The following is a 25,192-nucleotide window of genomic DNA, read 5'->3' as shown; positions in this document are numbered from 1 at the left end:
TTTTCGGCGGGCCCGGCGCTAGAATAGCGGGACCGTTGACGACAAAGGGACAAGGTTATCATGCGTACGTTAAATCGCTTGCTGCTGGTCGGTTTGATTGCGGCCTCACCATTGGCCGCGATGGCGGCGGATGATGCGCCGTCAAAGGAGCCGGAAGTTACCATTAACACGCACACCGAAGGCGACAAGGTCATTCAGGAATACAGCCGCAGTGGCTTTGTGTATGCGATCAAGGTCACGCCGAAGGGCGGCAAACCGTATTTTCTGGTGCGCGCCGATGGTTCGGACGTGAACTACATCCGTTCCGACCAGCCGGATATGCTGATTCCGTCGTGGGAAATCTTTACCTGGAAGTAAGATTCCTGACTTTTTAATCGGCGCCGCTTGATCGCGGCGCCCGAACTGAGCAGTTTTTAACCATGTCTGTGTTCACCCCCCTGGCTCGGCCCGAGCTGGAAACCTTTCTCGCCCCTTACGGGCTCGGCCGTCTGCTTGATTTCCAGGGGATCGCCGCCGGCAGCGAAAACACCAATTTCTTTATCAGCCTGGAGCAGGGCGAATTCGTCCTGACCCTGGTCGAGCGCGGCCCGGTGCAGGAAATGCCGTTCTTCATCGACCTGCTCGACGTGCTGCACGAGGCCGATCTGCCGGTGCCCTACGCGCTGCGTACCACTGACGGCGTGGCCCTGCGTGAACTGAAGGGTAAACCGGCCTTGCTCCAGCCGCGGTTGTCCGGCAAGCACATCAAAGTCGCCAACGCTCAGCATTGCGCGCAGGTCGGTGAGTTGCAGGCGCATCTGCACCTGGCGACCCAGGGCGAGCGCATGATCAAGCGCAAGACTGATCGCGGCCTGGACTGGATGCTGGAGGAGGGCACGGAGTTTCTTTCGCATCTGGCGGACGAGCCGCGTGCGCTGCTGCGCAAGGCGCTGGATGAAATCACTGTGCAGAAAGAAAGAATTCTCGCGCTGCCACGAGCCAACATTCACGCCGATCTGTTCCGCGACAATGCGATGTTCGAAGGCACGCACCTGACCGGCTTGATCGACTTCTACAACGCCTGCTCGGGACCGATGCTCTATGACGTGGCGATTGCCTTGAACGACTGGTGTTCGGACGAGGAAGGCTTGATTGACGGGCCGCGTGCCCGCGCATTCCTCGGCGCCTATGCGGCGCTGCGTCCGTTCACTGCCGCTGAAGCGGAGCTATGGCCGACCCTGCTGCGTGTGGCGTGTGTGCGGTTCTGGCTGTCGCGGTTGATCGCCGCCGAGCAGTTTGCCGGGCAGGACGTGCTGATTCACGATCCGCGGGAGTTCGAGCAGCGCTTGGCGCAGCGGCAGCAGGTGCATACACCGCTGCCTTTCGCCCTTTAAAAGCTTCGCGAGCAGGCTCGCTCCCACAGGGTCTCGGCGATCCTGTGGGAGCGAGCCTGCTCGCGAATGGGGGCAACACCTATGCTGGGGATTACAGAGATTCCAGGCACCCGGCCAAATCGTTGCCCAGCTTCTCCAGCACCTGCTCATACCCCTGAGCTGTCGCCGGTGTATAGCCGCCCAACGCATCCAGCTCCGCCAGTTTCACCGGCAGGCCCGCCACCAGGGTTTCCGCCAGACGTGGACGCAGCGGCGGTTCGCTGAACACACAGGTCTTGCCCACTTCCTGCAGACGCTTGCGCATCGCAGCCACATGCTGCGCACCCGGCTGCACTTCGGCGGCAACGCTGAACACGCCAGTGTGTTTCAGGCCGTAAGCGTCTTCGAAGTAATCGAAGGCTTCGTGGAACACGAAGTAGGGTTTGCCTTCAATGCCGGCCAGACGGTTTTTCAGTCGTGCATCCAGCGCATCGAGGCGTTCGTCGAAGGCTTTTGCATTGCTCTGATAGCGTTCGGCGTTGGCTGGGTCGGCAGCGCTCAAATCAGTCGCCATTTTGGCGGCAATAACCCGCGCGTTGACCGGCGATAGCCACAAATGCGCATCGAGCGTGCCCGGGCGGTGATCGTGATCATGCTCGTCGGCGTCTTCGGCGTGGGAATGGCTGTCTTCGGCAAAGCGGCGCAGTTTCATGCCGGGCAGATCCTGCACGGCAACGCTTGGCAGCGTACGACCGTTGAGCACGCGCGGCAGGAAACCTTCCATGTCCGGGCCGATCCAGTACAGCAGGTCCACCGATTGCACCTTGCGCACGTCGGACGGGCGCAACGCGTAGTTGTGCGGCGACGCGCCCGGCGGCAGCAGCACTTCCGGGATGGCCACGCCGTCCTGCACCGCGGCGGCAATCAACTGCAGCGGTTTGATGCTGGTGAGAACCCTGACCTCGGCCTGAGCCGAACCGATCAGCAGAAAACTGGCGATAAACGCCACAAAAACAGAAAAAAGTCGGGACACGATGACCACTCAAGGAGGCGAGAACGGGTAACATAATAACGTCTCTATCAAAACGCGTCGCCGCCCATGCCTATTACACCGATTGCCAGCCGTCCCCACGACCACTCTCATTGCGTGCACAGCGCACTGACCGAGGCCGATACCTTGTGCGCCCAGAAAGGCCTGCGCCTGACTGCGTTGCGCCGGCGGGTGCTGGAACTGGTGTGGCAGAGCCACAAGCCACTGGGCGCCTACGACATTCTGGCGGTGCTCAGCGAGCAGGACGGCCGCCGCGCCGCGCCGCCGACCGTGTACCGTGCGCTGGATTTCCTTCTGGAAAACGGCTTGGTGCACCGCATCTCCTCGCTCAACGCTTTCGTCGGTTGTGTGCATCCCGAGCATGCGCATCAGGGCCAGTTCCTGATCTGCCGCGAGTGCCACGCCGCGATCGAGCTGGAACAGAAAGCCATCAGCGACGCGATCATCCACAGCGCCAGGGATGTCGGGTTCATCGTCGAAGCGCAGACCGTCGAAGTGGTCGGCCTGTGCTCCGGTTGCCAGGGGGCTTGATGAGCAACCCGTTGATCCGTCTTGAGCAGGTCGCCGTCACTTTTGCCGGGCAGACCGTGTTGGACAACATCGAGCTGAGCGTCGAACCGGGGCAGATCGTCACCCTGATCGGCCCCAACGGCGCCGGCAAGACCACCCTGGTGCGCGCCGTGCTTGGCCTGCTGAAGCCTGACAGCGGCAGCGTCTGGCGCAAGCCAAAACTGCGCGTCGGCTACATGCCGCAAAAGCTGCACGTCGATCCGACCTTGCCGCTGTCGGTACTGCGCTTCCTGCGCCTGGTGCCCGGCGTAGACCGTCCGCGTGCATTGGCGGCGCTCAAGGAAGTCGGCGCCGAACATGTCATCGACAGCCCGGTGCAAAGTGTTTCCGGCGGTGAAATGCAGCGCGTGCTGCTGGCTCGGGCGCTTTTGCGCGAGCCTGAGCTGCTGGTGCTGGATGAGCCGGTGCAGGGCGTCGACGTCGCCGGGCAGGCCGAGCTATACAGCCTGATTACCCGCCTGCGCGACCGTCACGGTTGCGGCGTGCTGATGGTGTCCCACGATTTGCATCTGGTGATGAGTACCACTGATCAGGTGGTTTGTCTGAATCGCCACGTCTGCTGCTCCGGGCACCCCGAGCAGGTCAGCGGCGATCCGGCGTTCGTCGAACTGTTCGGCAAGAATGCGCCGAGCCTGGCGATCTATCACCACCATCACGACCACGCCCACGACCTGCACGGTTCGGTGGTCAAGGCGCCCGGTGCGGGCCACACCCACGTTCACGGAGACCACTGCAAGCATGGCTGATTTTCTGTTGTATGCCCTGCTTGCAGGTCTGGCGCTGGCGCTGGTCGCCGGGCCGTTGGGTTCGTTCGTGGTCTGGCGGCGCATGGCCTACTTCGGCGACACCCTGTCCCACGCCGCGCTGCTCGGCGTGGCCCTGGGCTTTCTGCTGGATGTCAGCCCAACGGTCGCGGTGACCGTCGGCTGCCTGCTGCTGGCGGTGCTGCTGGTGACCTTGCAACAGCGTCAGCCGCTGGCCTCCGACACGCTTTTGGGAATTCTCGCACCGAGCACGCTCTCTCTCGGGCTGGTGGTACTAAGCTTCATGCATGAAGTGCGGATCGACCTGATGGCCTATCTGTTCGGCGACCTGCTGGCGATCAGCCCGACCGATCTGGCGTGGATCCTCGGCGGCAGCGCGGCGGTGCTGGTGTTGCTGGTGACGCTGTGGCGGCCGCTGCTGGCGATCACCGTGCATGAGGAATTGGCCAAGGTCGAAGGCCTGCCGGTGGCGGGCCTGCGCATGGCGCTGATGCTGTTGATTGCGGTGGTGATCGCGGTGGCGATGAAAATCGTCGGTGTGTTGCTGATTACTTCGCTGCTGATCATTCCGGCGGCTGCGGCACAGCGTCACGCCCGTTCGCCGGAGCAGATGGCCGTGGGCGCGAGCCTGCTGGGCATGTTTGCCGTGTGTGGCGGGCTGGCGCTGTCATGGTTCAAGGACACCCCGGCGGGGCCGTCGATCGTTGTGACGGCGGCCGCACTGTTTCTGCTGAGTTTTGTTCTGCCCCGTCGAGGGGTGTAGACTTGCTCGCTTTTTGCGCAATTAGAGAGTCGCAGGAATGAAGCCGTTCGCCTCCCGTTATCTGCTCCTTGTCGCATTTTCCGTGCTGCTGGGCGCCTGCCAAAGCACGCCGCCGGTGGCCGAAGCCCCCGACGCGCGGGCCACGGCCATCGCACAGCTGGAGCAAAGCCTGGCCAGCAGCGAACTGGCCACCGCCGAAGACCAACTGGCCGCCTTGCAGGCACAAATCCCCAACGATCAGTCCCTGGAGCAATACCAGCGCCAGTTGGCTGAGGCCTACCTGCGCCGCAGCCAGATCGTATTGCAAAAGGGTGATGTGAACGCCGCAGCCACTGCGCTGAGCCGTGCCCGTGCCCTGATGCCGAAAGCCCCGGCGCTGACCGGTGGCGTCAATGGTGCCATCACCGAAGCGCGCAAAGCCGAGCTGGAGAAAGCCGAAGCGGCGCTGCTGGCGGCCGAAGCCAAACCGAAAGCCAAGGTCATCGATCCGACTGCCGAAAGCACCACGGTGGCGCTGAACATCAACGATAGCCGCAAACTTCGCCGGCAACTCGACGCGATCGCCGCCGATGTGGTGAATTACAAGTGTGCCGTGAGCATCCAGGCGCCGCGCACCCAGGATTACCCATGGCTGGCGACGTTGCTGAGCAAGCGCGTGAAGAAACTCAATCCGGATTTTGAGCTGAAGATTGAAAAACAGATCCTGCGCACGGTGCCGGCGCAGATGGTTCTGATTCCAGCCAAACCCTAAAGCTTCGCGAGCAGGCTCGCTCCCACAGGTACAGCGTGAACCCGTGGGAGCGAGCCTGCTCGCGAAAGCGTCCTCTCAGCCAGCCAAGAACTTAAGCTGGAATGGCCTTGGCCTTAGGCTCCCGCGCCCAGACCCGATGCTGCCCGATCGCCGCGAAGAACGGCTTGGTCAACCCCGGCACATCCTTGCCCTGCAACAGTCCTGCATCCGCTTCCAGCTTAAGTAGATCCTGCAACTGCTTGGCCTCGCCGTGCAGCGCAATCGCCTTGAGGTGCTTGTAGGCTTCCAGCAGGTAATGCAGCGCCACGCCGTCGCCACTCAACGCCTTGATCGACGCCGCACCACCCGGCACGAACACCGCATCGAAGATCACTGAAGGCATACCTTCCATGGATGCGTCCACCGGCAGGGCTTTGCCGTCGGCAGTCTTCACTGGTGCCGAAGTCGGGCCGAGCAGCTTGGCGTGCGCACCTTCTGCTTCCAAGGCCTTTTTCATCGCGTCAATCGCTGCACCATCGACGCCGTTAGCGGCAAGAATCGCCACTTTGCGGGTTTTGATGTCCTCTGGCAGCAGATTCGCCTGACTCAGCGCTGGCGAATGATCGAACGAGGTTTTACGCACCTCGACCGTGCCTTTGCCTGGCGCTGGCAATCCGAGGTTGGCCGCCACACGTTTGGCCAATTCCAGGTCAATGTTGGCGAGAATCTCGTTCACCTGCCGTGCACGGATGAACTCGCGTTCGACCTTGCCCAGCTCGAAGCTGTAGGCAGCGATGATGTGCTCCTTCTCGTGCTCACTCATGCTGTTGAAGAACAGCCGCGCCTGCGAGAAGTGATCGCTGAACGACTCGCTGCGCTGGCGGATCTTGTTCGCATCGATGCGTTCCGGGTAGCTCTCGAAGCCGCCGTCCTGCGCGGCTGGCGGAGTCTCTTTCGGCCAGCCGCCATCAATCGAGTTCGGCTCGTAGGACGCGCGCCCCTTGTCGATCACTGTACGGTGCTGCGCGTCGCGCTGGCCGTTGTGGAACGGTGCGACCGGGCGGTTAATCGGCAGCTCATGAAAGTTCGGCCCACCCAGTCGGCTGATTTGCGTGTCGGTGTAGGAAAACAGCCGGCCTTGCAGCAGCGGGTCATTGGAGAAGTCGATGCCGGGCACGATGTGGCCGGGGCAGAATGCGACCTGCTCGGTCTCGGCAAAGAAGTTGTCCGGGTTGCGGTTCAGGGTCATCTTGCCCAGCGGGGTGATCGGCACGATTTCTTCGGGGATCAGCTTGGTCGGGTCGAGGATGTCGAAATCGAAGTCGTGTTCGTTTTCCTCCTCGATGATCTGCACACCCAGCTCCCATTCCGGGTAGTCGCCCATCTCGATGGCTTCCCAGAGATCGCGACGGTGGTAGTCGGTGTCTTTACCGGCGAGCTTCTGCGCTTCGTCCCACACCAGCGAACAGGTGCCGGCAGTCGGGCGCCAGTGGAATTTGACGAAGCGCGATTTGCCCTCGGCGTTGACCAGGCGGAAGGTGTGCACGCCAAAGCCCTGCATGCTGCGCAGGCTTTTCGGGATTGCCCGGTCGGACATCGCCCAGATCACCATGTGCGCCGATTCCGGCACCAGCGAGACGAAGTCCCAGAACGTGTCGTGGGCCGAGCCGCCGGTTGGGATCTCATTGTGCGGCTCGGGTTTCACCGCGTGGACAAAGTCGGGGAACTTGATCGCGTCCTGGATGAAGAACACTGGCATGTTGTTGCCGACCAGATCGAAGTTGCCCTCGTCGGTGAAGAACTTCACCGCGAAACCGCGCACGTCGCGCACGGTGTCACCGGAACCGCGCGGCCCCTGCACCGTGGAAAAACGTACGAACACCGGAGTCTTTTTCCCCGGATCCTGCAGGAAGCCGGCCTTGGTCAGCGTCGAATGGTTCTCATAGGCCTGGAAGAAACCATGCGCGCCAGTGCCGCGCGCGTGAACAATGCGCTCCGGAATGCGTTCGTGGTCAAAGTGCGTGATTTTCTCACGCATGATGAAGTCTTCCAGCAACGACGGCCCGCGTGGGCCGGCCTTGAGGGTGTTCTGGTTATCGGCGACCTTCACCCCTTGGTTGGTACGCAGGGCCTGGCCGGTAGCGTCGGAGCGAAATTTCTCCAGGCTGTCGAGTTTGGCGTTGGTGTTGGCGCGATCCTTGGTATCGGTTCCGGCCAGCTGGCTTTTGTCGGTCGTAGGTTTCTTGCTGCTCATCAGACGTAAACTCCTCGGTTGACCCCGTTTCAACGGGGACTCTTGAGCGTTTCCGGGCACGGTTACCCAGGGTTTCAAGTCGCTTAACTAGTGACCAATGAGCGGGAACGGGCGTTCCTTTTTTATGACCTTTGATCTTGTTATTGCCAAATCGAAGGTTAATTGCGAAATAAATGCTAAGAACCTCTATACGGACAGGCTAAAATGCGCGCCCGGCTAACCGCTGATCCTTTTCTAACGCGCCCCACAAGGTTCGCTACGTGATCGAGTTTCAAAACGTCCACAAAACTTACCGCGTCGCCGGTAAGGACATCCCCGCCCTGCACCCGACCAGTCTTTCGATTGAAAACGGTCAGGTCTTCGGCCTGATCGGCCATTCCGGTGCGGGAAAAAGTACCCTGCTGCGTCTGATCAATCGCCTGGAAGATTCCAGCGGCGGCAAGATCATCGTCGACGGCGAAGAAGTCACCGCGCTGGACGCCAACGGCCTGCGTCGTTTCCGCCAGCAGGTCGGGATGATCTTCCAGCACTTCAACCTGCTCGCCTCCAAGACCGTGGCCGACAACGTTGCGCTGCCGCTGACCCTGGCCGGCGAACTGTCGAGCAGTGAAATCAATCAACGCGTCGCCGAGTTGCTGGCCCGGGTCGGTCTGTCCGATCACGCCAAAAAGTACCCGGCACAATTGTCCGGCGGCCAGAAACAGCGCGTCGGCATCGCCCGCGCCCTGGCGACCAAGCCGAAAATTCTGCTGTGCGACGAGGCCACCAGCGCCCTCGACCCGCAGACCACCGCGTCGGTTCTGCAACTGCTGGCCGAGATCAATCGTGAACTGAAGCTGACCATCGTCCTGATCACCCACGAGATGGACGTGATCCGTCGCGTTTGCGATCAGGTGGCAGTGATGGATGCCGGGGTGATCGTCGAGCAAGGTTCGGTGGCCGATGTGTTCCTGCATCCGCAGCACCCGACCACCAAGCGTTTCGTTCAGGAAAGCGAGCAGATCGACGAAAGCGAACAGCGCGATGACTTCGCTCACGTACCGGGTCGCATCGTGCGTCTGACCTTCCAGGGCGAAGCGACCTACGCGCCGTTGCTCGGTACCGTGGCCCGGGAAACCGGGGTCGACTACAGCATCCTCGCCGGCCGCATCGACCGCATCAAAGACATTCCTTACGGGCAGTTGACCCTCGCCGTCACCGGTGGCGACATGGAAGCGGCCTTCGCCCGCTTCACCGCCGCTGACGTTCATATGGAGGTGCTGCGTTAATGGAAATGCTCAAGGCTTTCTTCGAAAACATCGATTGGCTGGAAATCTGGCTGGCCACTGGCGACACCATGTTGATGCTCGGTGGTTCGCTGCTGTTCACCGTATTGCTCGGCCTGCCGCTGGGTGTGCTGCTGTTCCTCTGCAGCCCGCGTCAGTTGCTGGAAAACCGTGGCCTCTACGCCTTCATGTCGTTGGCGGTGAACATCCTGCGTTCGTTGCCGTTCATCATTCTGCTGATCGTGATGATTCCGTTCACCGTGCTGATCACCGGCACCTCGCTGGGCGTGGCCGGTGCGATTCCGCCGTTGGTGGTGGGTGCGACGCCGTTCTTCGCGCGTCTGGTGGAAACCGCGCTGCGTGAAGTCGATCGCGGCATCATCGAAGCCACCCAGTCGATGGGCGCGACCACCCGGCAGATCATCATGAACGCCTTGCTGCCGGAGGCCCGTCCGGGCATCTTCGCAGCGATTACGGTGACCGCGATTACTCTGGTGTCCTACACGGCAATGGCCGGTGTGGTCGGCGCCGGTGGTCTGGGTGACCTGGCGATCCGTTTCGGCTACCAGCGTTTCCAGACTGACGTGATGATCGTCACCGTGGTGTTGCTGCTGATACTGGTACAAGTGCTGCAAATGGTGGGCGATCGACTGGTCGTGCATTTCTCGCGCAAATAACCGGTTTTTGTAATCAAGAGATGAGCCGGCCATTCGCTGGCAGGCGCCAGACGGGCGCCTCATAAGGAGTTAGCTGAATGAAAAAACTGATCGCTGCTTTCGCTGCCGTAGCCGCTTTTTCGGCCCACGCTGAAACCCTGACCGTTGCCGCTACCCCGGTGCCGCACGCGGAAATCCTCGAATTCGTGAAGCCGGCCCTGGCCAAAGAAGGCGTGGATCTGAAGGTCAAGGTCTTCACCGACTACATTCAGCCGAACGTGCAGGTGGCTGAAAAGCGCCTGGACGCCAACTTCTTCCAGCACCAGCCATACCTTGATGAGTTCAACAAGGCCAAGGGCACCAGCCTGGTGGCGGTGACCGGCGTGCATCTGGAGCCGCTGGGCGCCTACTCGAACAAGATCAAGGATCTGAAGGATCTGCCAAGCGGCGCCAACGTGGTGATCCCGAACGACGCCACCAACGGCGGCCGTGCGCTGTTGCTGCTGGCCAAGGCTGGCCTGATCACCCTGAAGGATCCGACCAACATTCTGTCGACCCCGAAAGACATCGCGCAGAACCCGAAAGACCTGAAAATCCGTGAACTGGAAGCCGCGACCATCCCGCGCGTGCTGACCCAGGTCGATCTGGCGCTGATCAACACCAACTACGCGCTGGAAGCCAAACTCGACCCGTCCAAGGATGCGCTGGTGATCGAAGGCAACGACTCGCCATACGTTAACATCCTGGTGTCCCGTGCGGACAACAAGGACAGCGCCGCGATGCAGAAACTGGCGGCTGCGCTGCACAGCCCGGAAGTGAAGAAATTCATTACCGAGAAGTACAAAGGCGCGGTATTGCCGGCGTTCTGATTTAGATTGCTGCAACGAAAAGGGGGCGCCATGAGCGCCCCCTTTTTTGTGCCCGGAACACCGTCCCTGTGGGAGCGGGCTTGCTCGCGAATGCGTTGTGTCAGCCAACATTTCTTTATCTGACCCATTGCATTCGCGAGCAAGCCCGCTCCCACAATGGTTCAGTGTTGTTGCTACTTGCGGTTAAGCATTACCGGGAGCTGCGCAACCAGTTTGGCGTTGTTCAGCGGCGCCCGGATGAACCCACGCTGCGTCCCGTCCGGGCCGATCACCGCCAGGTTGCCACTGTGATCCACCGTGTAATTCGGTTTGCTGGTATCGGCCGGAATGAACGGAATACTCACCGCATTCGCGACCTTCTGCAGTTCTTCGATCGACTTCGGCGTCAGGCCCACGAACTGTGGATCGAAGTAGCCCAGGTACTGCTTCAACTGCTGCGGATTATCGCGGTTCGGGTCGACGCTGACCAGCACGATCTGCAACTTATCCACCGCGTCTTTGGGCAATTCGCTCTTGATCTGGCGCAGTTGGGCGAGGGTGGTCGGGCAGATGTCCGGGCAGAAGGTGTAGCCGAAGAACAGCAGGCTCCACTTGCCTTTCAACTCGTCGATTGCGACCGGTTGGCCGTCCTGATTGGTCATGGTCACGCCCGGCAGGGTGCGGCTCTGCGGCAGCAGGATGATGCCGGCGTCGATCAGCGCGGTGGGGTCGCCCTGGCCTTTGCCACTCAGGACTTTGTTGACGGTCAGTCCCAGGATCAGCGCGATCACGGCGACGAGGATGAAGACGGTTTTCTGGGTTCGAGTCATAGGTTCAACAGTAAGTAGTGGTCTACGAGCAGGGCGATGAACAACAGGAACAAGTAATAAATAGAGTACTTGAAGGTGTTGATCGCCGCGTGCGGCCGAGTGCCACGGTACAGCACCACGGCCCATTGCAGAAACCTTGCGCCCAGCGCGAGGGCGCAGATCAGGTAGAGCACGCCGCTCATGTGGATCACGTACGGCAGCAGACTCACCGCGAGCAGGGCGAAGGTGTACAGCAGAATATGCACCTTGGTGTAGTGCTCGCCGTGGGTTACCGGCAGCATCGGGATGTCGGCCTTGGCGTATTCCTCCTTGCGATGGATCGCCAGCGCCCAGAAGTGCGGCGGGGTCCAGGCGAAGATGATCAGCACCAGCAGCAACGGTTCGGCGCTGACATGGCCGGTAGCGGCGGTCCAGCCGAGCAGCGGAGGGGCGGCGCCGGCAAGACCGCCGATGACGATGTTCTGTGGCGTCGCGCGTTTGAGGAAGCCGGTGTAGATCACCGCGTAGCCGAGTAACGAAGCGAGGGTCAGCCACGCGGTCAGCGCATTGGTGAACGTCAGCAGCATCGCCTGCCCGAGCAGCGCCAGCACCAGCGCAAAGGTCAGCGCCGCTGCCGGCGAAACCCGGCCCTCGGCCAATGGCCGTTTGTGCGTGCGCGCCATCACCGCGTCGATACGCCGATCCACCACATGATTGACCGCCGCCGCGCCGCCGGCACACAACGCAATCCCCAGATTGCCGAACACCAGTACCGTCCACGGCACCCCGGCGCGGGTCGCGAGGAACATGCCGACCAGCGAGGTGATCAGCATCAGCACCACCACTTTCGGCTTGGTCAGCTCCAGATAGTCACGCCACAGCGCTTGCGCGGGACGTTCGCCGATCAGAAGCGCCATGGCGTTTCTCCTTTTATCGTGATGGGCGCAGCCGAATGTTTACGCGGGCTCAGACGCCAGCGCGCCAGCATCGGCTGCTTGACCCGAACCAGACTGGTGCGCGCGTGGTAATTGACCAGCACCATGGTCAGCAGTAGCGCGGCGCCACCGGCGTTGTGGGCCACGGCCACCGGCAGCGGCAGATGGAACAACACGTTGCTGATGCCGAGGGTGATCTGTGCGCCGAGGGCAATGACGACTAGCCCGGCCAAACGCGCCATGCCGACAGCCCTGAGTTGCCAGGCCAGACCGAGCAGGACGATCGTCACCAACAGCGCGCCGATGCGATGAGTCAGGTGAATCGCCGTGCGCGCGTCGCTGTCGAGCTGACCGCCGAGGTAATTGGGGCCGATGTGTTGGGTCAGGTGAAAGCCGTTGGCAAAGTCCGCCGGTGGCAGCCATTGACCGTGGCAGGTCGGGAAGTCGATGCAGGCCACCGCCGCGTAGTTGGAACTGACCCAACCACCCAGTGCGATCTGGCCGATCACCAGCAACAGCCCCGCCGTCGCCCAATACTGCAAGCGCTTGGGCACGGTCAGTGCCGGCAGCACCCCGGACAATCTCAAGGTCAGCAAAAACAGCAGACTCAAGGTCGCAAAACCGCCGAGCAGATGCCCGGTGACCACTTGCGGCCAGAGCTTGAGCGTCACCGTCCACATGCCGAACGCCGCCTGGGCGAACACCACCGCCAGCAGAAACAGCGGCAACTTCAGTGGTTGACCCGGATGATGCCGGTTAACCCAGGCGCGCCCGGCCAGAAGCGAAATCAGCAGGCCGAGGGTGCCGGCGAAGTAACGGTGGATCATCTCGTTCCAGCCCTTGTGCGCCACCACCGGCGAGTCGGGGTAATGCAGTTCGGCATGGGCCAGTTGGGCTTCGCTTTTCGGCACGCTGATAAAGCCATAGCAGCCCGGCCAGTCCGGGCAGCCGAGACCGGCGTGGGTCAGGCGAGTGTAGGCGCCGAGCAGCACGACGAGCAGTGCCAGCAGGGTGGCAAACAGCGCGAGGCGAAATCCAGGTTTGGCCATGACGATGCCCTTATCCGATGTTCGACAGTTTCAGCAGGTGGCGCAGGTCGTTGAGCAGATCCTTGCCTTTGACACTCGGGTCGTAGCGCAGCACCAGGTTGCCGTGGGGGTCGATGATCCACAGCTGCGGCGTGGCCTTGTCGCCGGTGGCCTTGCTCAACGCTGCGCTGTCCAGCGGGTAGCGTTGCAGCTGCGGGTATTCGCGGCTCAGCTTGGCTTCGTAGTCGGCGCTCAGCGGCTGTGCAGCGGCGAGGGCGTGGCTGGCGCGCCCGGCATCGCGGCCGAGGCCGATCTGGATCTGCCGGGCGAGGTACACCAGTTGCTGACAGTCCACCGCGCAATCCTTCGGCGCGGTCACCAGCATCTGCCAGCGCTGTTCATCGGCTTTTACGCCGAGGTCGGCACGGGTCTGGCCGTTGCCGATCAGTTCGCCGTGGTAGCTGCGACCTTCCGGTACCCAGAACTGCAATTTGTACATGCCGGTGGCGAGAATCATCGGGCCGACTACGCCGAGCACAATCAGCAACAGCTGGATCCGCCCACGGCGGCGGGTGGCCGGGGTTTTCGCCTCAGACATGCTGGGTGGATTCATGGCCGTTCCCATGGTGTTTCTCCTTTGCGTTGTGCAATCCAAGGTAGAGGTAGAGGCCGAGCAGGGCGGTGGCCATGGCGAACCACTGCACGGCGTATCCAAGGTGTTTTTCCGGGCCCATGGCGACGACCGGCCAGTCGGCCTCATAGCTGGCGGGGCCGGGTTCGGCACGAAGTTCGTAGGCGAAGCCGTCGCGTTCGAGGGTTTTCCACAGCTTCGCCGGCTCGACGGCGGTGATCGTTTGCGGCCAGCTGCTGCTGGCCGGGTCGGCGTGCAACTGGAAGGTCGCGCCGGGGGCGACGTAGACCCAGGCATCCAGGTTGACCGCGTCGGTGGGGGTTGCGAATTGCGGCGTCACCCGGCGATCCGGCCATGGCAACCAGCCGCGATTGACCAGCAGCCACTGGCCGCTGGCCCGATCCTGAAACGGTTGCAGCAGCTCGATACCGACCTTGCCGTTGCGCTGGCGGTTGTCCAGCAGCAGGCTGTGGGCGCCATCGAACTGGCCGTACAGATGCACACGGCGAAAGGCCGGGTCGGCGCTGTGCAGCAATTCGCTGCTGGCCATCGGATCAGCCGCGCGGCGCTCGGCGTAAGTGGCGAGCAGGGCGGTTTTCTCCGCGCCCCGACCGAGCTGCCAGAAACCCAGCGACACCAGCAGCGGCAGCAACAGCGCCACCACCACGGTCGGTATCACGCCCGGCCGGAAGCGCTTCATGGCCGTGCCACAAAGTCAGTCGTCGCGATCGCTATACTCAACTGCATCGCCTGTCCCCCGGAGTCTTCCCATGCTCAAAGCAGCCATCGTCCTGCTGCTGATTGCCACGGTGATCAGCCTGTTCAGCGGCCTGTTTTTCCTGGTCAAGGACGACAGCAGCTCCAATCGCCTGGTGATCGCCTTGAGTGTTCGGGTGGCACTGGCCGCTGCCACCGTCGGCTTGATCGCCTGGGGCTTCTACAGCGGCCAACTGGTGTCGCACGCGCCTTGGTGATCAGTGCTCAGAGCACGTAAACGAAGATGAACAGGCCGATCCACACCACATCGACGAAGTGCCAGTACCAGCTCGCCGCTTCGAAGCCGAACTGATGCTCGGCATCGAAATGGCCCTTCATGATGCGCATCAGCATCACGAACAGAATGATCGTGCCGATGGTCACGTGGGCGCCGTGGAAACCGGTGAGCATGAAGAACGTCGCGCCGTAAATACCCGAACCCAGGGTCAGGCCCAGTTCGTGGTAGGCGTGCATGTATTCCTCGGCCTGCAAGGCGAGGAAGCCGCAGCCCAATAGAACGGTGATCGCCAGCCAGATTTTCAGTGCGCCGCGATGGCCCTTTTTCAAGGCGTGGTGGGCGATGGTGATGGTCACGCTGGAGCTGACCAGCAGGATCGTGTTGATCAGCGGCAGGCCCCACGGGCTGATGACTTCCTTGGGTGGCGGGAACAGTTTCGGGTCCGGGGTGTGCAGCAGCGGCCAGGTGAACTGGAAGTTCGGCCAGAGCATGTGGGCAATGCCTTTCGGGCCTTCGCCACCCAGCGCGGGCCCCGAGACGTGGCGCACGTAAAACAGCGCACCGAAGAAGGCGACGAAGAACATCACCTCGGAAAAGATGAACCAGCTCATGCCCCAGCGGAACGAGCGATCGAGCTGCGGGCTGTACAGCCCGGCGCGACTTTCCTTGATCACCGCCCCGAACCAGCCGAACAGCATGTACGCCAGCAACAGCCCACCGACGAAGAAGATGTACGGGCCGTGGGATTCCGGGCGCGCTGCCTTCAGATCGTTGAACCAGGTCGCCAGGCCGTACACGGTGATTGCCATGCCGAAGGTGGCGATGATCGGCCATTTGCTCTGGGCCGGGACGTAATAGTGCTCATGAGTTGCCATTTATTGTTCTCCTTATCGGGCACGCTTAACCGCCAGTGTTTGCAGCCACCGGAGGATGTCGGGCGGTGATATCGAACAGCGTGTAGGACAGCGTCAGGTGCTTCACGTCCTTGGGCATGTCGCGGTCAACGATGAAACGCACCGGCATCTCGATCTGCTGACCCGGCTGCAGCACCTGCTGGGTAAAGCAAAAGCATTCGGTCTTGTGGAAATACGCCGCCGCGTTGCTCGGCGCGATGCTCGGCACAGCTTGCGCACTCATCGGTTTGTCGGTGGGGTTGCGCGCCACGAAAATCATCTCGTTGACCGCGCCGGGGTTGGCGGTCAACTCGTCGTGTTTGGGGTAAAACTCCCAGGGCATGTCGATGTTGTTGGTCGAGAGAAACTGCACGCGCACCTGGCGCGAGCTGTCCACCATTTGCTCGCCCTCGTACTGCCCGGCGGTTTTGCCATTGATGCCGAAGGCCTTGCACATCACGTCGTAGATCGGCACCAGGGCAAAACCGAAGACAAACATTGCCACCACCACGCCGAGCAGGCGGGTGACCAGTTTTTTCAGCGAGATCGAGTCAGCCATGATTTTTGCCCTCGGCCGAGAACCCTGTGGGAGCTGGCTTGCCAGCGATGCAGCCGACGCGGTGTTTCAGGCAGGCCGCCATCGCGGGCAAGCCCGCTCCCACAGGAGTTTCCACAAGGCAGAAAGTGTTCATTTCACTTCCGGCGGCGTGGTAAAGGTGTGATACGGCGCCGGTGACGGCACGCTCCACTCCAGGCCTTCGGCGCCATCCCACGGTTTCGCCGGGGCTGGCGCGCCACCGCGAATGGTCTTGATCACGATGAACAGGAAGAAGATCTGCGTAGCGCCGAACATGAACGCGCCGATCGAGGAAACCATGTTGAAGTCGGCGAACTGCAGGTTGTAGTCCGGAATCCGCCGCGGCATTCCCGCCAGCCCCACAAAGTGCATCGGGAAGAAGGTCAGGTTCATGCCGACGAACGACAGCCAGAAGTGCAGCTTGCCGAGGGTTTCGTCGTACATGTGCCCGGTCCACTTCGGCAGCCAGTAATAGGCCGAAGCGAAGATCCCGAAGATCGCCCCCGGCACCAGCACGTAGTGGAAGTGCGCGACCACGAAGTAGGTGTCCTGGTATTGGAAGTCCGCCGGGGCGATGGCCAGCATCAGCCCGGAGAAACCGCCGATCGAGAACAGAATCACGAACGCCACGGCGAACAGCATCGGTGTTTCGAAAGTCAGCGAGCCTTGCCACATGGTGCTGGCCCAGTTGAACACCTTCACCCCGGTCGGCACTGCGATGAGCATGGTTGCGTACATGAAGAACAACTCGCCCACCAGCGGGATGCCGACCACGAACATGTGGTGCGCCCAGACGATGAACGACAGGAACGCGATGCTCGCCGTGGCGTAGACCATCGAGGTGTAGCCGAACAGCGGCTTGCGCGAGAAGGTCGGGATGATCTGGCTGACGGCGCCGAAGGCCGGCAGGATCATGATATACACCTCGGGGTGGCCGAAGAACCAGAATACGTGCTGGAACAGCACCGGGTCACCGCCACCGGCGGCACTGAAGAAACTGGTGCCGAAGTGGATGTCCATCAGCATCATCGTCACGCACCCGGCCAGCACCGGCATCACCGCGATCAGCAGGAACGCGGTGATCAGCCAGGTCCAGACGAACAGCGGCATTTTCATCAGGGTCATGCCGGGGGCGCGCAGGTTGAGGATGGTCGCGACCACGTTGATCGCGCCCATGATCGAACTGATCCCCATCAAGTGGATGGCGAAGATGAAGTAGGTGACGCTTTCCGGTGCGTAGGTGGTGGACAGCGGGGCGTAGAACGTCCAGCCGAAGTTCGGCCCGCCACCGGCGGTGAACAGGGTCGAGACCAGCAGCAGGAACGCCGCCGGCAGCAGCCAGAAGCTGAAATTGTTCATCCGTGGCAGGGCCATGTCCGGCGCGCCGATCATCAACGGGATCATCCAGTTGGCGAGGCCGACGAACGCCGGCATCACCGCGCCGAAGACCATCACCAGGCCGTGCATGGTGGTCATCTGGTTGAAGAACGCCGGTTCGACGATCTGCAGCCCGGGCTGGAACAGCTCGGCACGGATCACCATGGCGAACGTGCCGCCGAGCAGGAACATGCAGAACGCGAACCACAGGTACAGCGTGCCGATGTCCTTGTGGTTGGTGGTCAGCACCCAGCGCATCAGGCCTTTGGCGGGGCCGTGGGCGTGGTCGGCATGACCGTGGTCATCGATTACAGCGCTCATGGCCGGTCTCCTTTACGTGAGTGGACGGGGCTGGCCGGGGCGCGCTGCCCCGGCCGGTTCACGAAGTACGCGATACACCGGCTCATTTGCTTTCCGCCTGTTTGAGCTCAAGCACTTCTTTTGGCGTGACCATGTCGCCCTTGTTGTTGCCCCAGGCGTTACGTTCGTAGGTCACCACCGCTGCGATATCGACTTCCGACAACTGCTTGCCGAACGCTGCCATGGCGGTGCCGGGTTTGCCGAAGTACACGCGGTGCAGGTGGTCGGCTTTCGGCCCGGTGGCAATCGGAGAGCCCTTGAGCGCCGGGAACATCGGCGGCAGGCCCTGGCCTTCGGCCTGGTGACAGGCCACGCAAGTGGTGTGATAAATCTTGTCGCCGCGTTCCTTGAGTTCGTCGAGGGTCCATTCCTTGCTGGTCAGCTCCTTGAGCTGCGCGGCTTCGGCTTTGCGGTCGGCAAGCCACTTGTCGTAGTCGGCCTTCTCTTTGACGTCGACCACGATCGGCATGAAGCCGTGATCCTTGCCGCACAACTCGGCGCACTGGCCACGGTAGAGGCCGGGCTTGTCGATGCGCGTCCAGGCTTCGTTGACGAACCCGGGGATCGCATCGCGCTTGACCGCGAAGGCCGGCACCCACCAGGAGTGGATAACGTCGGCGGAGGTCACGAGGAAGCGCACCTTGGCGCCGACCGGCAGCACCAGCGGCTTGTCGACTTCGAGCAGGTAGTGCTCGCCCTTGGCTTCCTTGTTGTGGATCTGTTCGGCGGGGGTGGCCAGGTTGCTGAAGAACTCGACATCCTGACCCAGGTATTTGTAGTGCCACTTCCACTGATAGCCGGTGATCTGGATATCGATATCCGGCTCACTGGTGTCGTACATGCGGATCAGGGTGGCGGTCGCCGGAACCGCCATCGCCACCAGGATCAGCAGCGGCACGACCGTCCAGAGAATCTCGACGGTGGTACTTTCGTGGAATTTTGCGGCGACCTGCCCGGTCGAGCGGCGATGCACGATCATCGACCAGAACATGGCGCCGAAGACGATGATCCCGATCACCACACAGATCCAGAAAATGGTCATGTGCAGGTCGAATACTGCGTGACTGATTTCAGTCGCTCCAGGCGCCATATTCACAGTCCAGGCCGCTTGAGCCGGGCTGAAAATCGACCACAACAGGAGGCCCATCCAGACGTGTGGATGTCGCATCATTGCGGGTTCCCCTTATCGTTCTTGTTATCCCGTAGGCGCAACGCCTTCGGCAAGGGAGCGGCTGCATCAGACTACGAACTTGAATCGCCGGGCCTTGCTGCGTGGGCAGTCGGGCGTCATCAGCTAACTCCATTCAATGGCGAGTATAGACAGCCATCGGGAATTGCAATGTCGACGCGTAAATGATCTGAAACAGCCGGGGCTTGCGCTCAAGGGTACGAATGGAGAAGGATGCAGACGAGTGGTGGCGAACCGATATAACGCTGCTGCATCAAGGATGAAATAATTATGACAAATGCGTCTTAGCATTTTTCGTAAGCCAGCTAAGTTATGTCTTCCCTATTTCATTGCCTTGTTCCCTGGAGTTTTCATGAACACCGCCGCATTGCGCGAGCAGATCCAAAAAGCCCGACAGACCGAAAACGAAACCGGACGGCTCAAGCGTCAGCTGGAAGCCAAGTTGCCTCATCTGCATTCGGCCATTCAGTTGCCGGACGCTAACCGCGAAGACGCGTTGACGAGTTTTGTCACCGCCTATATCGATGAAGTACCAGACATGCTGGACGCAGCCAATGAAGTTGCCAGGGAAGCGGGAATCGAGTCGCAGATCAAGCCGGTGCTGAAAATCGCCGAGCAGTACTTCCTCCAGCCGCCGGTCGGTCTGGACAGCCTGCTGGACGAAGCCTATCTGGCGCACCGCTTTGTCGAAGAGGTCAACGACCTGTACATCAAACACCTCGGCCAGCCACTGATCCCCTTGGACATGACGGTCGCCAACCTGATTGCTCACCAATTGCTCGGTGAGGAATTTGCCAATCAACTGGACGAAGTGGTGCATCACACTATCGACGAGATGCTCGACGACGAGAGTTTTGCCCTGGAATCGGTAGAGGCCTACCGCGACAAACTGAGCAGCCCGGATACCGGTGCCGCGTGGAAGCGCTGGCCATGCATGGGCCGTCGCCTGGGTGTGGGACTGGAGCTGGACCAGCCTGCCGCGTAATCCTCATACGCCATAGATCCAATGTGGGAGCGAGCCTGCTCGCGAATGCGGTCGATCATTCAACATCTTCTGTTGGCTGATACATCGCTTTCGCGAGCAGGCTCGCTCCCACAGGGTTTGTATGCACAACGGGTTTTTTAGCCGGCCGCACCGATCCCGGTATTGGTCCGTACCCGCCCCTCCAACCGTCGCTTCAACCCACGCGACTCGATCAGCAGCTTCGAGCCCTTCGCCGCATTCGCCCGGCCCCATTCCTCCAGCAACTCCAGACACGAATGGTCTATGTAGCTCAGGTTATTGAGCGGCACATGCACCGTCGTGCCTTGCGGAATACTGCCCAGCACTTGCGTCAACGCCGGCACTTTGAGGAATGTCGCCGCACCGATCAGACGCAACTCCATCTCGCCGTCCTGCGGCAGGTCGATCAGGCTGATCTTCAGGCGCGATGCCTTGAACGCCAGTTTCAACATCGTCAGGCCGAAACCGATCAACACACCGGTCAGCAGGTCGGTGAAGATGATCGCCAGCGCCGTGGCGGCGTAGGTGAACATCGGCATCCGCCCGTAACGGCTCAGACCGCGAAACGCTTTGAGATCCACCAGTTTGAACCCGGTGTACACCAACACGCCTGCCAGACTCGCCACCGGAATGCTTTGCAGCACGCTCGACAGCAACAGCACGAACGCCAGCAGCCACAGACCATGGAAGATCGTCGAGCAACGGGTGGTTGCACCGGCCTGGACGTTGGCCGAGCTGCGCACGATCACCCCGGTCATCGGCAGCGCCCCGAGCAGACCGCAGAGCATGTTGCCGACACCTTGCGCCGACAGCTCACGGTCGAAGTCCGAGCGCACGCCGTTGTGCATGCGATCCACCGCTGCGGCGGACAGCAGCGTTTCGGCGCTGGCGATGAACGCCACGGCAAATGCCGCAATCAGCAGGGTTGGATCAGCGAGGCTGAGCAAGTCCGCCGGCTTCAGCCAGTCAATGGCTTCGGCCAGATTCTCCGGCACCTCGACCCGTTTAACCTGCAACGCCAACAGCAGGCTTGCGCCCGTAGCCAGACCGACGCCGAGCAGCGCACCGGGAATGAAGCGCAGCGAATGCGGGCGAAATTTCTCCCACAGCCACATCACCGCAATGGTCGCCAGGCCGAGCAAGCCGGCCTGCCAGCCGAACGACGGCAAGGCTTGCGCCACTGCGCCGGGGAAGGCCGTGAGGTTATCCAGCCCGGACGGTTGTGGCTTGGCATCGAGCATCACATGCACTTGCGAGAGCACGATCAGCACGCCGATCCCGGCGAGCATGCCGTAGACCACCGCTGGCGCCGTGACCCGAAACCAGCACCCGAGCTTCAGGCGCCCGGCCACCAGTTGCAGGAAACCCGCAAGCAACAGAATCGGCCCGAGCATCTCGATCCCGTGCTGGCGCACCAGCTCGAACACCAACACCGCCAGACCGGCCGCCGGCCCGCTGACCTGCAACGGCGAGCCTGCCAGCCAACCCACCACCAGACCGCCGATGATCCCGGTGATCAGACCTTTGGCCGGCGGCAACCCGGAAGCGATCGCAATGCCCATGCACAACGGCAGCGCGACCAGAAACACCACCACCGAAGCCAGCAGCTCCCGTGGCAACACCGCTTTCAATTGAGCAGCACGCATGATGACTCTCCCGAAGTTTTCTTCAGGCATGGCTTCGCCGAACCGCTGAAACAGCGGCCGGCATCAAACCACACAGATTTTTAGGAGGATTTAGAAGCGCGCTTTGGGCGTCGCCACCGGAATCGGATGGCTGCCGTCGAGCGGCAGGAAGCGTCCCTGATCCGCGTCGTAAGCCTTGATTTCGCTGGTTTCGATGTTGTAGACCCAGCCATGGATGAACAGTTGACCGTTCGCCATGCGTGAGGCTACCGAAGGATGGGTACGCAAGTGCTGCAGTTGGGCGATGACGTTCTCCTCGGTGAGGATCGGCATGCTTTCTTTTTCGTCGGTGCAATTACAGTTTTCGTGCACCATGGTTTTTGCCACTTCGGCGTGGCGCAACCAGGCTTTGACCGTCGGCATTTTTTCCAGGCTGTCCGGGTTGAGCACTGCGCGCATGGCACCGCAATCGGAGTGGCCGCAGATGATGATGTGTTGCACGCCCAGCGCCAGTACCGCGTATTCGATGGCAGTGGAAACGCCACCGTTCATCTGGCCGTAAGGCGGCACGACGTTGCCGACGTTACGGGTCACGAACAGATCGCCTGGCGAACTCTGGGTGATCAGCTCGGGCACGATGCGCGAGTCGGCGCAGGTGATGAACATTGCCCGTGGCGATTGCGCCGTGGCGAGTTTCTTGAAGAGTTCTTCCTGCTGCGGGAAGACCTCATGATGAAAATGCAAAAAGCCGTCAACGATCGTACGCAGCGCTGCATCGGCGGATTCCGCCCCAGAGACGGCTTGCGCCGACGCAGCCAACGGCTGTTTATCCTTGTCACTCATGATTCATCCTCTTTGGCGGATTCGGGGAGTCGTTCCCGTGTATTCCGGTATGAAGCCAGTGGCTGTTTAAAACATCCGGGCCATCCCGACCCGTCAGTCACTCGATGAACAAGGTAGCCGCCGAAACTTAACTCAAACTGAATCAAGCGCTCTAGAACGTGTGTTCCAGGTCACAAAAAACGTGACTGAGGTATTTCGACGGAAGGACTCCAACCCGGCAACCATAGGCAATTGTCGCTAAATCAACGACATCTGGCGACCCGGCGGACAGAAGGCCGTGCAGTCCAGGTTATAGCCCTCACGGTGGTTTAAACCGAGACGTTTAATGGCTTTGGCGAAACGTTGCGCGAGCAGGTCGGCGAACGGCCCCTCGCCGCGCATCCGCGCACCGAACCGGCTGTCGTAGAGCTCACCGCCTCGGCTCTGGCGGATCAGGCTCAGGACATGGGCCGCACGCTGCGGATAGTGCGCCTGTAACCACTCCTCGAACAACGGCGCCACTTCCAGCGGCAGGCGCAGCATCATATAGGCGGCACTTTGTGCACCGGCGGCATGCGCCTCGGTCAGCAGGCTTTCGATTTCGCTGTCGTTGATCATCGGGATCATCGGCGAACACAGCACCCCCACCGGAATGCCTGCTTCGCGCATCACCCGGATCGCCCGCAGCCGTGCTTTCGGTGCAGCGGCACGGGGTTCGAGGATGCGTTTGAGTTCATCGTCCAGCGTGGTCAGGCTGATCATGACCGCCACAAGCCGTTGCTGCGCCAGCTCGGTGAGCAGGTCGAGGTCGCGCAGAATTAGCGAACCTTTGGTGACAATGGTCACCGGGTGCCGGTAGCGCAGCAGCACTTCAAGGGTCTGCCGGGTGATCCTGTGCTCGCGCTCGATGGGCTGATACGGATCGGTGTTGGAGCCAAGATTGATCGGCGCGCATTGGTAACCGCGTTTGCTCAACTGTTCCTCAAGCACCTGGGCGGCGTTGGTCTTGGCGATCAGCCGAGTTTCGAAATCCAGCCCCGGCGACATGTCCCAATAGGCGTGGCTGGGTCGCGCGTAGCAATAGATGCAACCGTGCTCGCAGCCGCGATAGGGGTTGATTGAGCGATCGAAGGGCAGGTCTGGCGAGGTGTTGCGGGTGATGATGGTTTTCGCGGTCTCGATCATCACCTCGGTGTTCTGCGTTTCGGGCACTTCCTGATACCAGCCGTCGTCCTCGGCCACCGAACGGTTCGGCGCAAAGCGGTTGTGCGGGTTGGTCGCGGTGCCGCGGCCGCGCGGTGGCAATGGAGTAGACATGAAAACGCCCAGATACTGTGTGCATATACAGTATCTGGGCGTTGCTCATCTGGCTAGTGCCGTCGGGCGACTGGTCAGTTGTGTTGCGTGACCTGACCGAGGTCATCGCCGGAGGTGTGCTTCATATCCTCCTTACGCAACTCGGCGACGTCAGCGGCTTTCACCGGCGCACCTTTGTTGCCCCAGCTGCCACGGATGAAACTCACCACATCCGCCACTTCCTGATCCGACAACCGCCAGGCGAAACCCGGCATGGTGAAGGTCGAGGGTGCCGTGTGCGTCGCCGGCAAGGTACCGCCCTTGAGCACGATGTGGATCAGCGAGGTCGGGTCTTCCGATTGCAGCACCGGATTGCCCGCCAGCGCTGGGAACACCCGGGTGTAGCCATGGCCGTCGGTACGGTGGCAGGCCGCGCAGTTGTCGATGTACACCGCTGCGCCGCGCTGACTGTCGTCGCCGTTCCACAGGGCTTTGGCCGCTTTCTCATCGTACTGATGCGGCTGATCGTTTGGATCAACTGCCGGCAGCGACTTGAGGTAGCGGGCGATCGCGGTCAGGTCGGCATCGGTCATGTATTGCATGCTGTGGGTGACCACATCGCTCATGCCGCCGAACACTGCACTGCGGTCGCTGCGGCCGGTCTTGAGGAACTGCACCAGCTGCTCTTCGCTCCAGCTGCCCAGGCCATCCTTGTGATCACCGCGCAGACTTTTGGCGATCCAGCCTTCCAGCGGCGCACTGCCGGCGAGGAAGTTGTTGCCGTCCGCCGCGCTCAGGGATTTTTCCTGCATGGTCAGCGCCCGTGGCGTATGGCAGGCGCCGCAATGGCCGAGGCCTTCGACCAGATAGGCGCCGCGATCGATCACCGGATCATCCGAGGTGGTCTTGTAGTCCTCGACTTTCGGCGCAAACAGCCAGCGCCAGCCCATCAGCGGCCAGCGCATGCTCAGCGGCCATGGAATGTCGCTGGCCTTGTTCTCCTGCGCCACCGGTTCGACACCGTGCATGAAGTAGGCGTACAGCGCCTGCATGTCGGTTTCGCTGACACGGGCGTAGGACGGATACGGCATTGCCGGGTACAAGGTACTGCCGTTTTTCGCCACGCCATGGCGCACGGCTTTGTCGAAGTCCTCAAAGCTGTAATCGCCGACACCGGTTTTGTCCGGGGTGATGTTGGTCGAGTAGATCGTGCCGATCGGCGTTTCCATCGGCAGGCCGCCGGCGAACGGCTTGCCGCCCTTGGCGGTGTGGCAGGCCACGCAGTCACCGGCGCGGGCGAGGTATTCGCCTTGTTTGATCAACGCCTGATCAACGTCGGCGGCGTGTACAGCCGTGCTGCCGAGCAGGGCCAGGGTGGCGATAACGAGATTTTTCATGGT

26 protein-coding genes are annotated in these 25,192 nt (G+C 61.5%); 11 read left to right on the top strand and 15 right to left on the bottom strand.

Features of this window, described 5'->3' with window-relative positions; genetic code table 11:
* Positions 1-60: 60 nt before the first annotated feature.
* Both ACM6I7_RS12065 and ACM6I7_RS12060 read left to right on the top strand, forming a co-directional pair.
* Complete coding sequence (locus ACM6I7_RS12065) at positions 61-357, top strand: DUF2782 domain-containing protein (protein ID WP_007962757.1); 297 nt, start codon at positions 61-63, stop codon at positions 355-357.
* A 62-nt stretch (positions 358-419) separates the two neighbouring features.
* A complete protein-coding gene (locus ACM6I7_RS12060) occupies positions 420-1,373 on the top strand; it encodes a homoserine kinase (protein WP_150369917.1) in 954 nt (317 codons plus the stop codon).
* 91 nt (positions 1,374-1,464) lie between these two features.
* Here the strand turns inward: ACM6I7_RS12060 and ACM6I7_RS12055 are convergent, their stop codons facing one another.
* Positions 1,465-2,385, bottom strand: a complete 921-nt coding sequence (locus ACM6I7_RS12055; protein WP_027610235.1) for a zinc ABC transporter substrate-binding protein ZnuA — start codon at positions 2,383-2,385, stop codon at positions 1,465-1,467.
* Positions 2,386-2,451: 66 nt separating this feature from the next.
* On the opposite strand from ACM6I7_RS12055, the gene ACM6I7_RS12050 reads away from it, so the two are divergent.
* From ACM6I7_RS12050 to ACM6I7_RS12035, 4 genes are read left to right on the top strand one after another with little or no spacing between them, the layout of a single operon-like run.
* A complete protein-coding gene (locus tag ACM6I7_RS12050) occupies positions 2,452-2,934 on the top strand; it encodes a Fur family transcriptional regulator (RefSeq protein ID WP_097090199.1) in 483 nt (160 codons plus the stop codon).
* Positions 2,934-3,719, top strand: coding sequence for a zinc ABC transporter ATP-binding protein ZnuC (gene znuC / locus ACM6I7_RS12045; RefSeq protein WP_027610233.1), 786 nt, complete (start codon positions 2,934-2,936; stop codon positions 3,717-3,719). Before ACM6I7_RS12050 ends, znuC begins: the two co-directional genes overlap by 1 nt.
* Positions 3,712-4,500, top strand: a complete 789-nt coding sequence (gene znuB / locus ACM6I7_RS12040) for a zinc ABC transporter permease subunit ZnuB (protein WP_414888646.1) — start codon at positions 3,712-3,714, stop codon at positions 4,498-4,500. The genes znuC and znuB overlap by 8 nt, the downstream gene beginning before the upstream one ends.
* A gap of 37 nt (positions 4,501-4,537) precedes the next feature.
* Positions 4,538-5,251: a PA5502 family lipoprotein gene (locus tag ACM6I7_RS12035; protein WP_414888645.1), complete on the top strand. Its 714-nt coding sequence runs from the start codon at positions 4,538-4,540 to the stop codon at positions 5,249-5,251.
* 91 nt (positions 5,252-5,342) lie between these two features.
* On the opposite strand, the gene katE is transcribed toward ACM6I7_RS12035, so the two are convergent.
* Positions 5,343-7,484 carry a catalase HPII gene (katE, locus tag ACM6I7_RS12030; protein WP_135294665.1) on the bottom strand — a complete coding sequence of 714 codons (2,142 nt, stop codon included), beginning with the start codon at positions 7,482-7,484 and terminating at the stop codon, positions 5,343-5,345.
* Positions 7,485-7,744: 260 nt separating this feature from the next.
* On the opposite strand from katE, the gene ACM6I7_RS12025 reads away from it, so the two are divergent.
* The 3 genes from ACM6I7_RS12025 (at position 7,745) to ACM6I7_RS12015 (ending at position 10,274) form a co-directional block, all read left to right on the top strand.
* Positions 7,745-8,752 (top strand): methionine ABC transporter ATP-binding protein, encoded by a 1,008-nt coding sequence (locus ACM6I7_RS12025; RefSeq protein WP_027610230.1) that lies wholly within the window; start codon positions 7,745-7,747, stop codon positions 8,750-8,752.
* Positions 8,752-9,426, top strand: coding sequence for a methionine ABC transporter permease (locus ACM6I7_RS12020; protein ID WP_027610229.1), 675 nt, complete (start codon positions 8,752-8,754; stop codon positions 9,424-9,426). Before ACM6I7_RS12025 ends, ACM6I7_RS12020 begins: the two co-directional genes overlap by 1 nt.
* A gap of 77 nt (positions 9,427-9,503) precedes the next feature.
* Positions 9,504-10,274: a MetQ/NlpA family ABC transporter substrate-binding protein gene (locus tag ACM6I7_RS12015; protein WP_027610228.1), complete on the top strand. Its 771-nt coding sequence runs from the start codon at positions 9,504-9,506 to the stop codon at positions 10,272-10,274.
* Positions 10,275-10,447: 173 nt separating this feature from the next.
* Here ACM6I7_RS12015 and ACM6I7_RS12010 read toward each other — a convergent pair whose 3' ends face one another.
* From ACM6I7_RS12010 to ACM6I7_RS11990, 5 genes are read right to left on the bottom strand one after another with little or no spacing between them, the layout of a single operon-like run.
* Positions 10,448-11,083 carry an SCO family protein gene (locus tag ACM6I7_RS12010; protein ID WP_007962772.1) on the bottom strand — a complete coding sequence of 212 codons (636 nt, stop codon included), beginning with the start codon at positions 11,081-11,083 and terminating at the stop codon, positions 10,448-10,450.
* Positions 11,080-11,979 carry a heme o synthase gene (cyoE, locus tag ACM6I7_RS12005; protein ID WP_003220336.1) on the bottom strand — a complete coding sequence of 300 codons (900 nt, stop codon included), beginning with the start codon at positions 11,977-11,979 and terminating at the stop codon, positions 11,080-11,082. The genes ACM6I7_RS12010 and cyoE overlap by 4 nt, the downstream gene beginning before the upstream one ends.
* Positions 11,967-13,046 (bottom strand): COX15/CtaA family protein, encoded by a 1,080-nt coding sequence (locus ACM6I7_RS12000; RefSeq protein WP_414888644.1) that lies wholly within the window; start codon positions 13,044-13,046, stop codon positions 11,967-11,969. The genes cyoE and ACM6I7_RS12000 overlap by 13 nt, the downstream gene beginning before the upstream one ends.
* 10 nt (positions 13,047-13,056) lie before the next feature.
* Positions 13,057-13,650, bottom strand: a complete 594-nt coding sequence (locus ACM6I7_RS11995) for a hypothetical protein (RefSeq protein ID WP_414888643.1) — start codon at positions 13,648-13,650, stop codon at positions 13,057-13,059.
* Positions 13,616-14,356 (bottom strand): SURF1 family protein, encoded by a 741-nt coding sequence (locus ACM6I7_RS11990; protein WP_027610224.1) that lies wholly within the window; start codon positions 14,354-14,356, stop codon positions 13,616-13,618. The genes ACM6I7_RS11995 and ACM6I7_RS11990 overlap by 35 nt, the downstream gene beginning before the upstream one ends.
* A gap of 70 nt (positions 14,357-14,426) precedes the next feature.
* Between ACM6I7_RS11990 and ACM6I7_RS11985 the strand changes: the two genes are divergently transcribed.
* Entirely contained in the window at positions 14,427-14,630 is a 204-nt protein-coding gene (locus tag ACM6I7_RS11985; RefSeq protein WP_003220344.1) for a twin transmembrane helix small protein, read from the top strand.
* A gap of 7 nt (positions 14,631-14,637) precedes the next feature.
* On the opposite strand, the gene ACM6I7_RS11980 is transcribed toward ACM6I7_RS11985, so the two are convergent.
* The 4 genes from ACM6I7_RS11980 to coxB all read right to left on the bottom strand — a co-directional run bounded on the left by ACM6I7_RS11980 (position 14,638) and on the right by coxB (position 19,028).
* Positions 14,638-15,525: a cytochrome c oxidase subunit 3 gene (locus tag ACM6I7_RS11980; RefSeq protein ID WP_123586029.1), complete on the bottom strand. Its 888-nt coding sequence runs from the start codon at positions 15,523-15,525 to the stop codon at positions 14,638-14,640.
* A 25-nt stretch (positions 15,526-15,550) separates the two neighbouring features.
* Positions 15,551-16,102, bottom strand: a complete 552-nt coding sequence (locus tag ACM6I7_RS11975) for a cytochrome c oxidase assembly protein (RefSeq protein WP_103367999.1) — start codon at positions 16,100-16,102, stop codon at positions 15,551-15,553.
* A gap of 129 nt (positions 16,103-16,231) precedes the next feature.
* The gene (gene ctaD / locus ACM6I7_RS11970; protein ID WP_027610221.1) at positions 16,232-17,818 is read right to left on the bottom strand and encodes a cytochrome c oxidase subunit I; all 1,587 of its coding nucleotides are present in this window, start codon (positions 17,816-17,818) and stop codon (positions 16,232-16,234) included.
* 82 nt (positions 17,819-17,900) lie between these two features.
* Entirely contained in the window at positions 17,901-19,028 is a 1,128-nt protein-coding gene (gene coxB / locus ACM6I7_RS11965) for a cytochrome c oxidase subunit II (RefSeq protein ID WP_027610220.1), read from the bottom strand.
* 370 nt (positions 19,029-19,398) lie between these two features.
* Between coxB and ACM6I7_RS11960 the strand changes: the two genes are divergently transcribed.
* Positions 19,399-20,031, top strand: a complete 633-nt coding sequence (locus ACM6I7_RS11960; RefSeq protein WP_027610219.1) for a hypothetical protein — start codon at positions 19,399-19,401, stop codon at positions 20,029-20,031.
* Between the two features lie 137 nt (positions 20,032-20,168).
* Here the strand turns inward: ACM6I7_RS11960 and ACM6I7_RS11955 are convergent, their stop codons facing one another.
* The 4 genes from ACM6I7_RS11955 to ACM6I7_RS11940 form a co-directional block, all read right to left on the bottom strand.
* Positions 20,169-21,695 carry a SulP family inorganic anion transporter gene (locus ACM6I7_RS11955; RefSeq protein ID WP_414888642.1) on the bottom strand — a complete coding sequence of 509 codons (1,527 nt, stop codon included), beginning with the start codon at positions 21,693-21,695 and terminating at the stop codon, positions 20,169-20,171.
* Between the two features lie 90 nt (positions 21,696-21,785).
* Complete coding sequence (locus tag ACM6I7_RS11950) at positions 21,786-22,517, bottom strand: carbonic anhydrase (protein ID WP_150369908.1); 732 nt, start codon at positions 22,515-22,517, stop codon at positions 21,786-21,788.
* Positions 22,518-22,754: 237 nt separating this feature from the next.
* Positions 22,755-23,813: a PA0069 family radical SAM protein gene (locus tag ACM6I7_RS11945; RefSeq protein ID WP_027610216.1), complete on the bottom strand. Its 1,059-nt coding sequence runs from the start codon at positions 23,811-23,813 to the stop codon at positions 22,755-22,757.
* 74 nt (positions 23,814-23,887) lie between these two features.
* Positions 23,888-25,189: a c-type cytochrome gene (locus tag ACM6I7_RS11940; protein ID WP_414888641.1), complete on the bottom strand. Its 1,302-nt coding sequence runs from the start codon at positions 25,187-25,189 to the stop codon at positions 23,888-23,890.
* Positions 25,190-25,192: the final 3 nt, after the last annotated feature.

The sequence above is a fragment of the Pseudomonas sp. IT-93MI4 genome (assembly GCF_949767635.1).
In the GTDB taxonomy this organism is placed as follows: domain Bacteria; phylum Pseudomonadota; class Gammaproteobacteria; order Pseudomonadales; family Pseudomonadaceae; genus Aquipseudomonas; species Aquipseudomonas putida_A.
The sequence above is the reverse complement of the archived record's forward strand: the minus strand, read 5'-3'. Positions and strand labels throughout refer to the sequence as shown.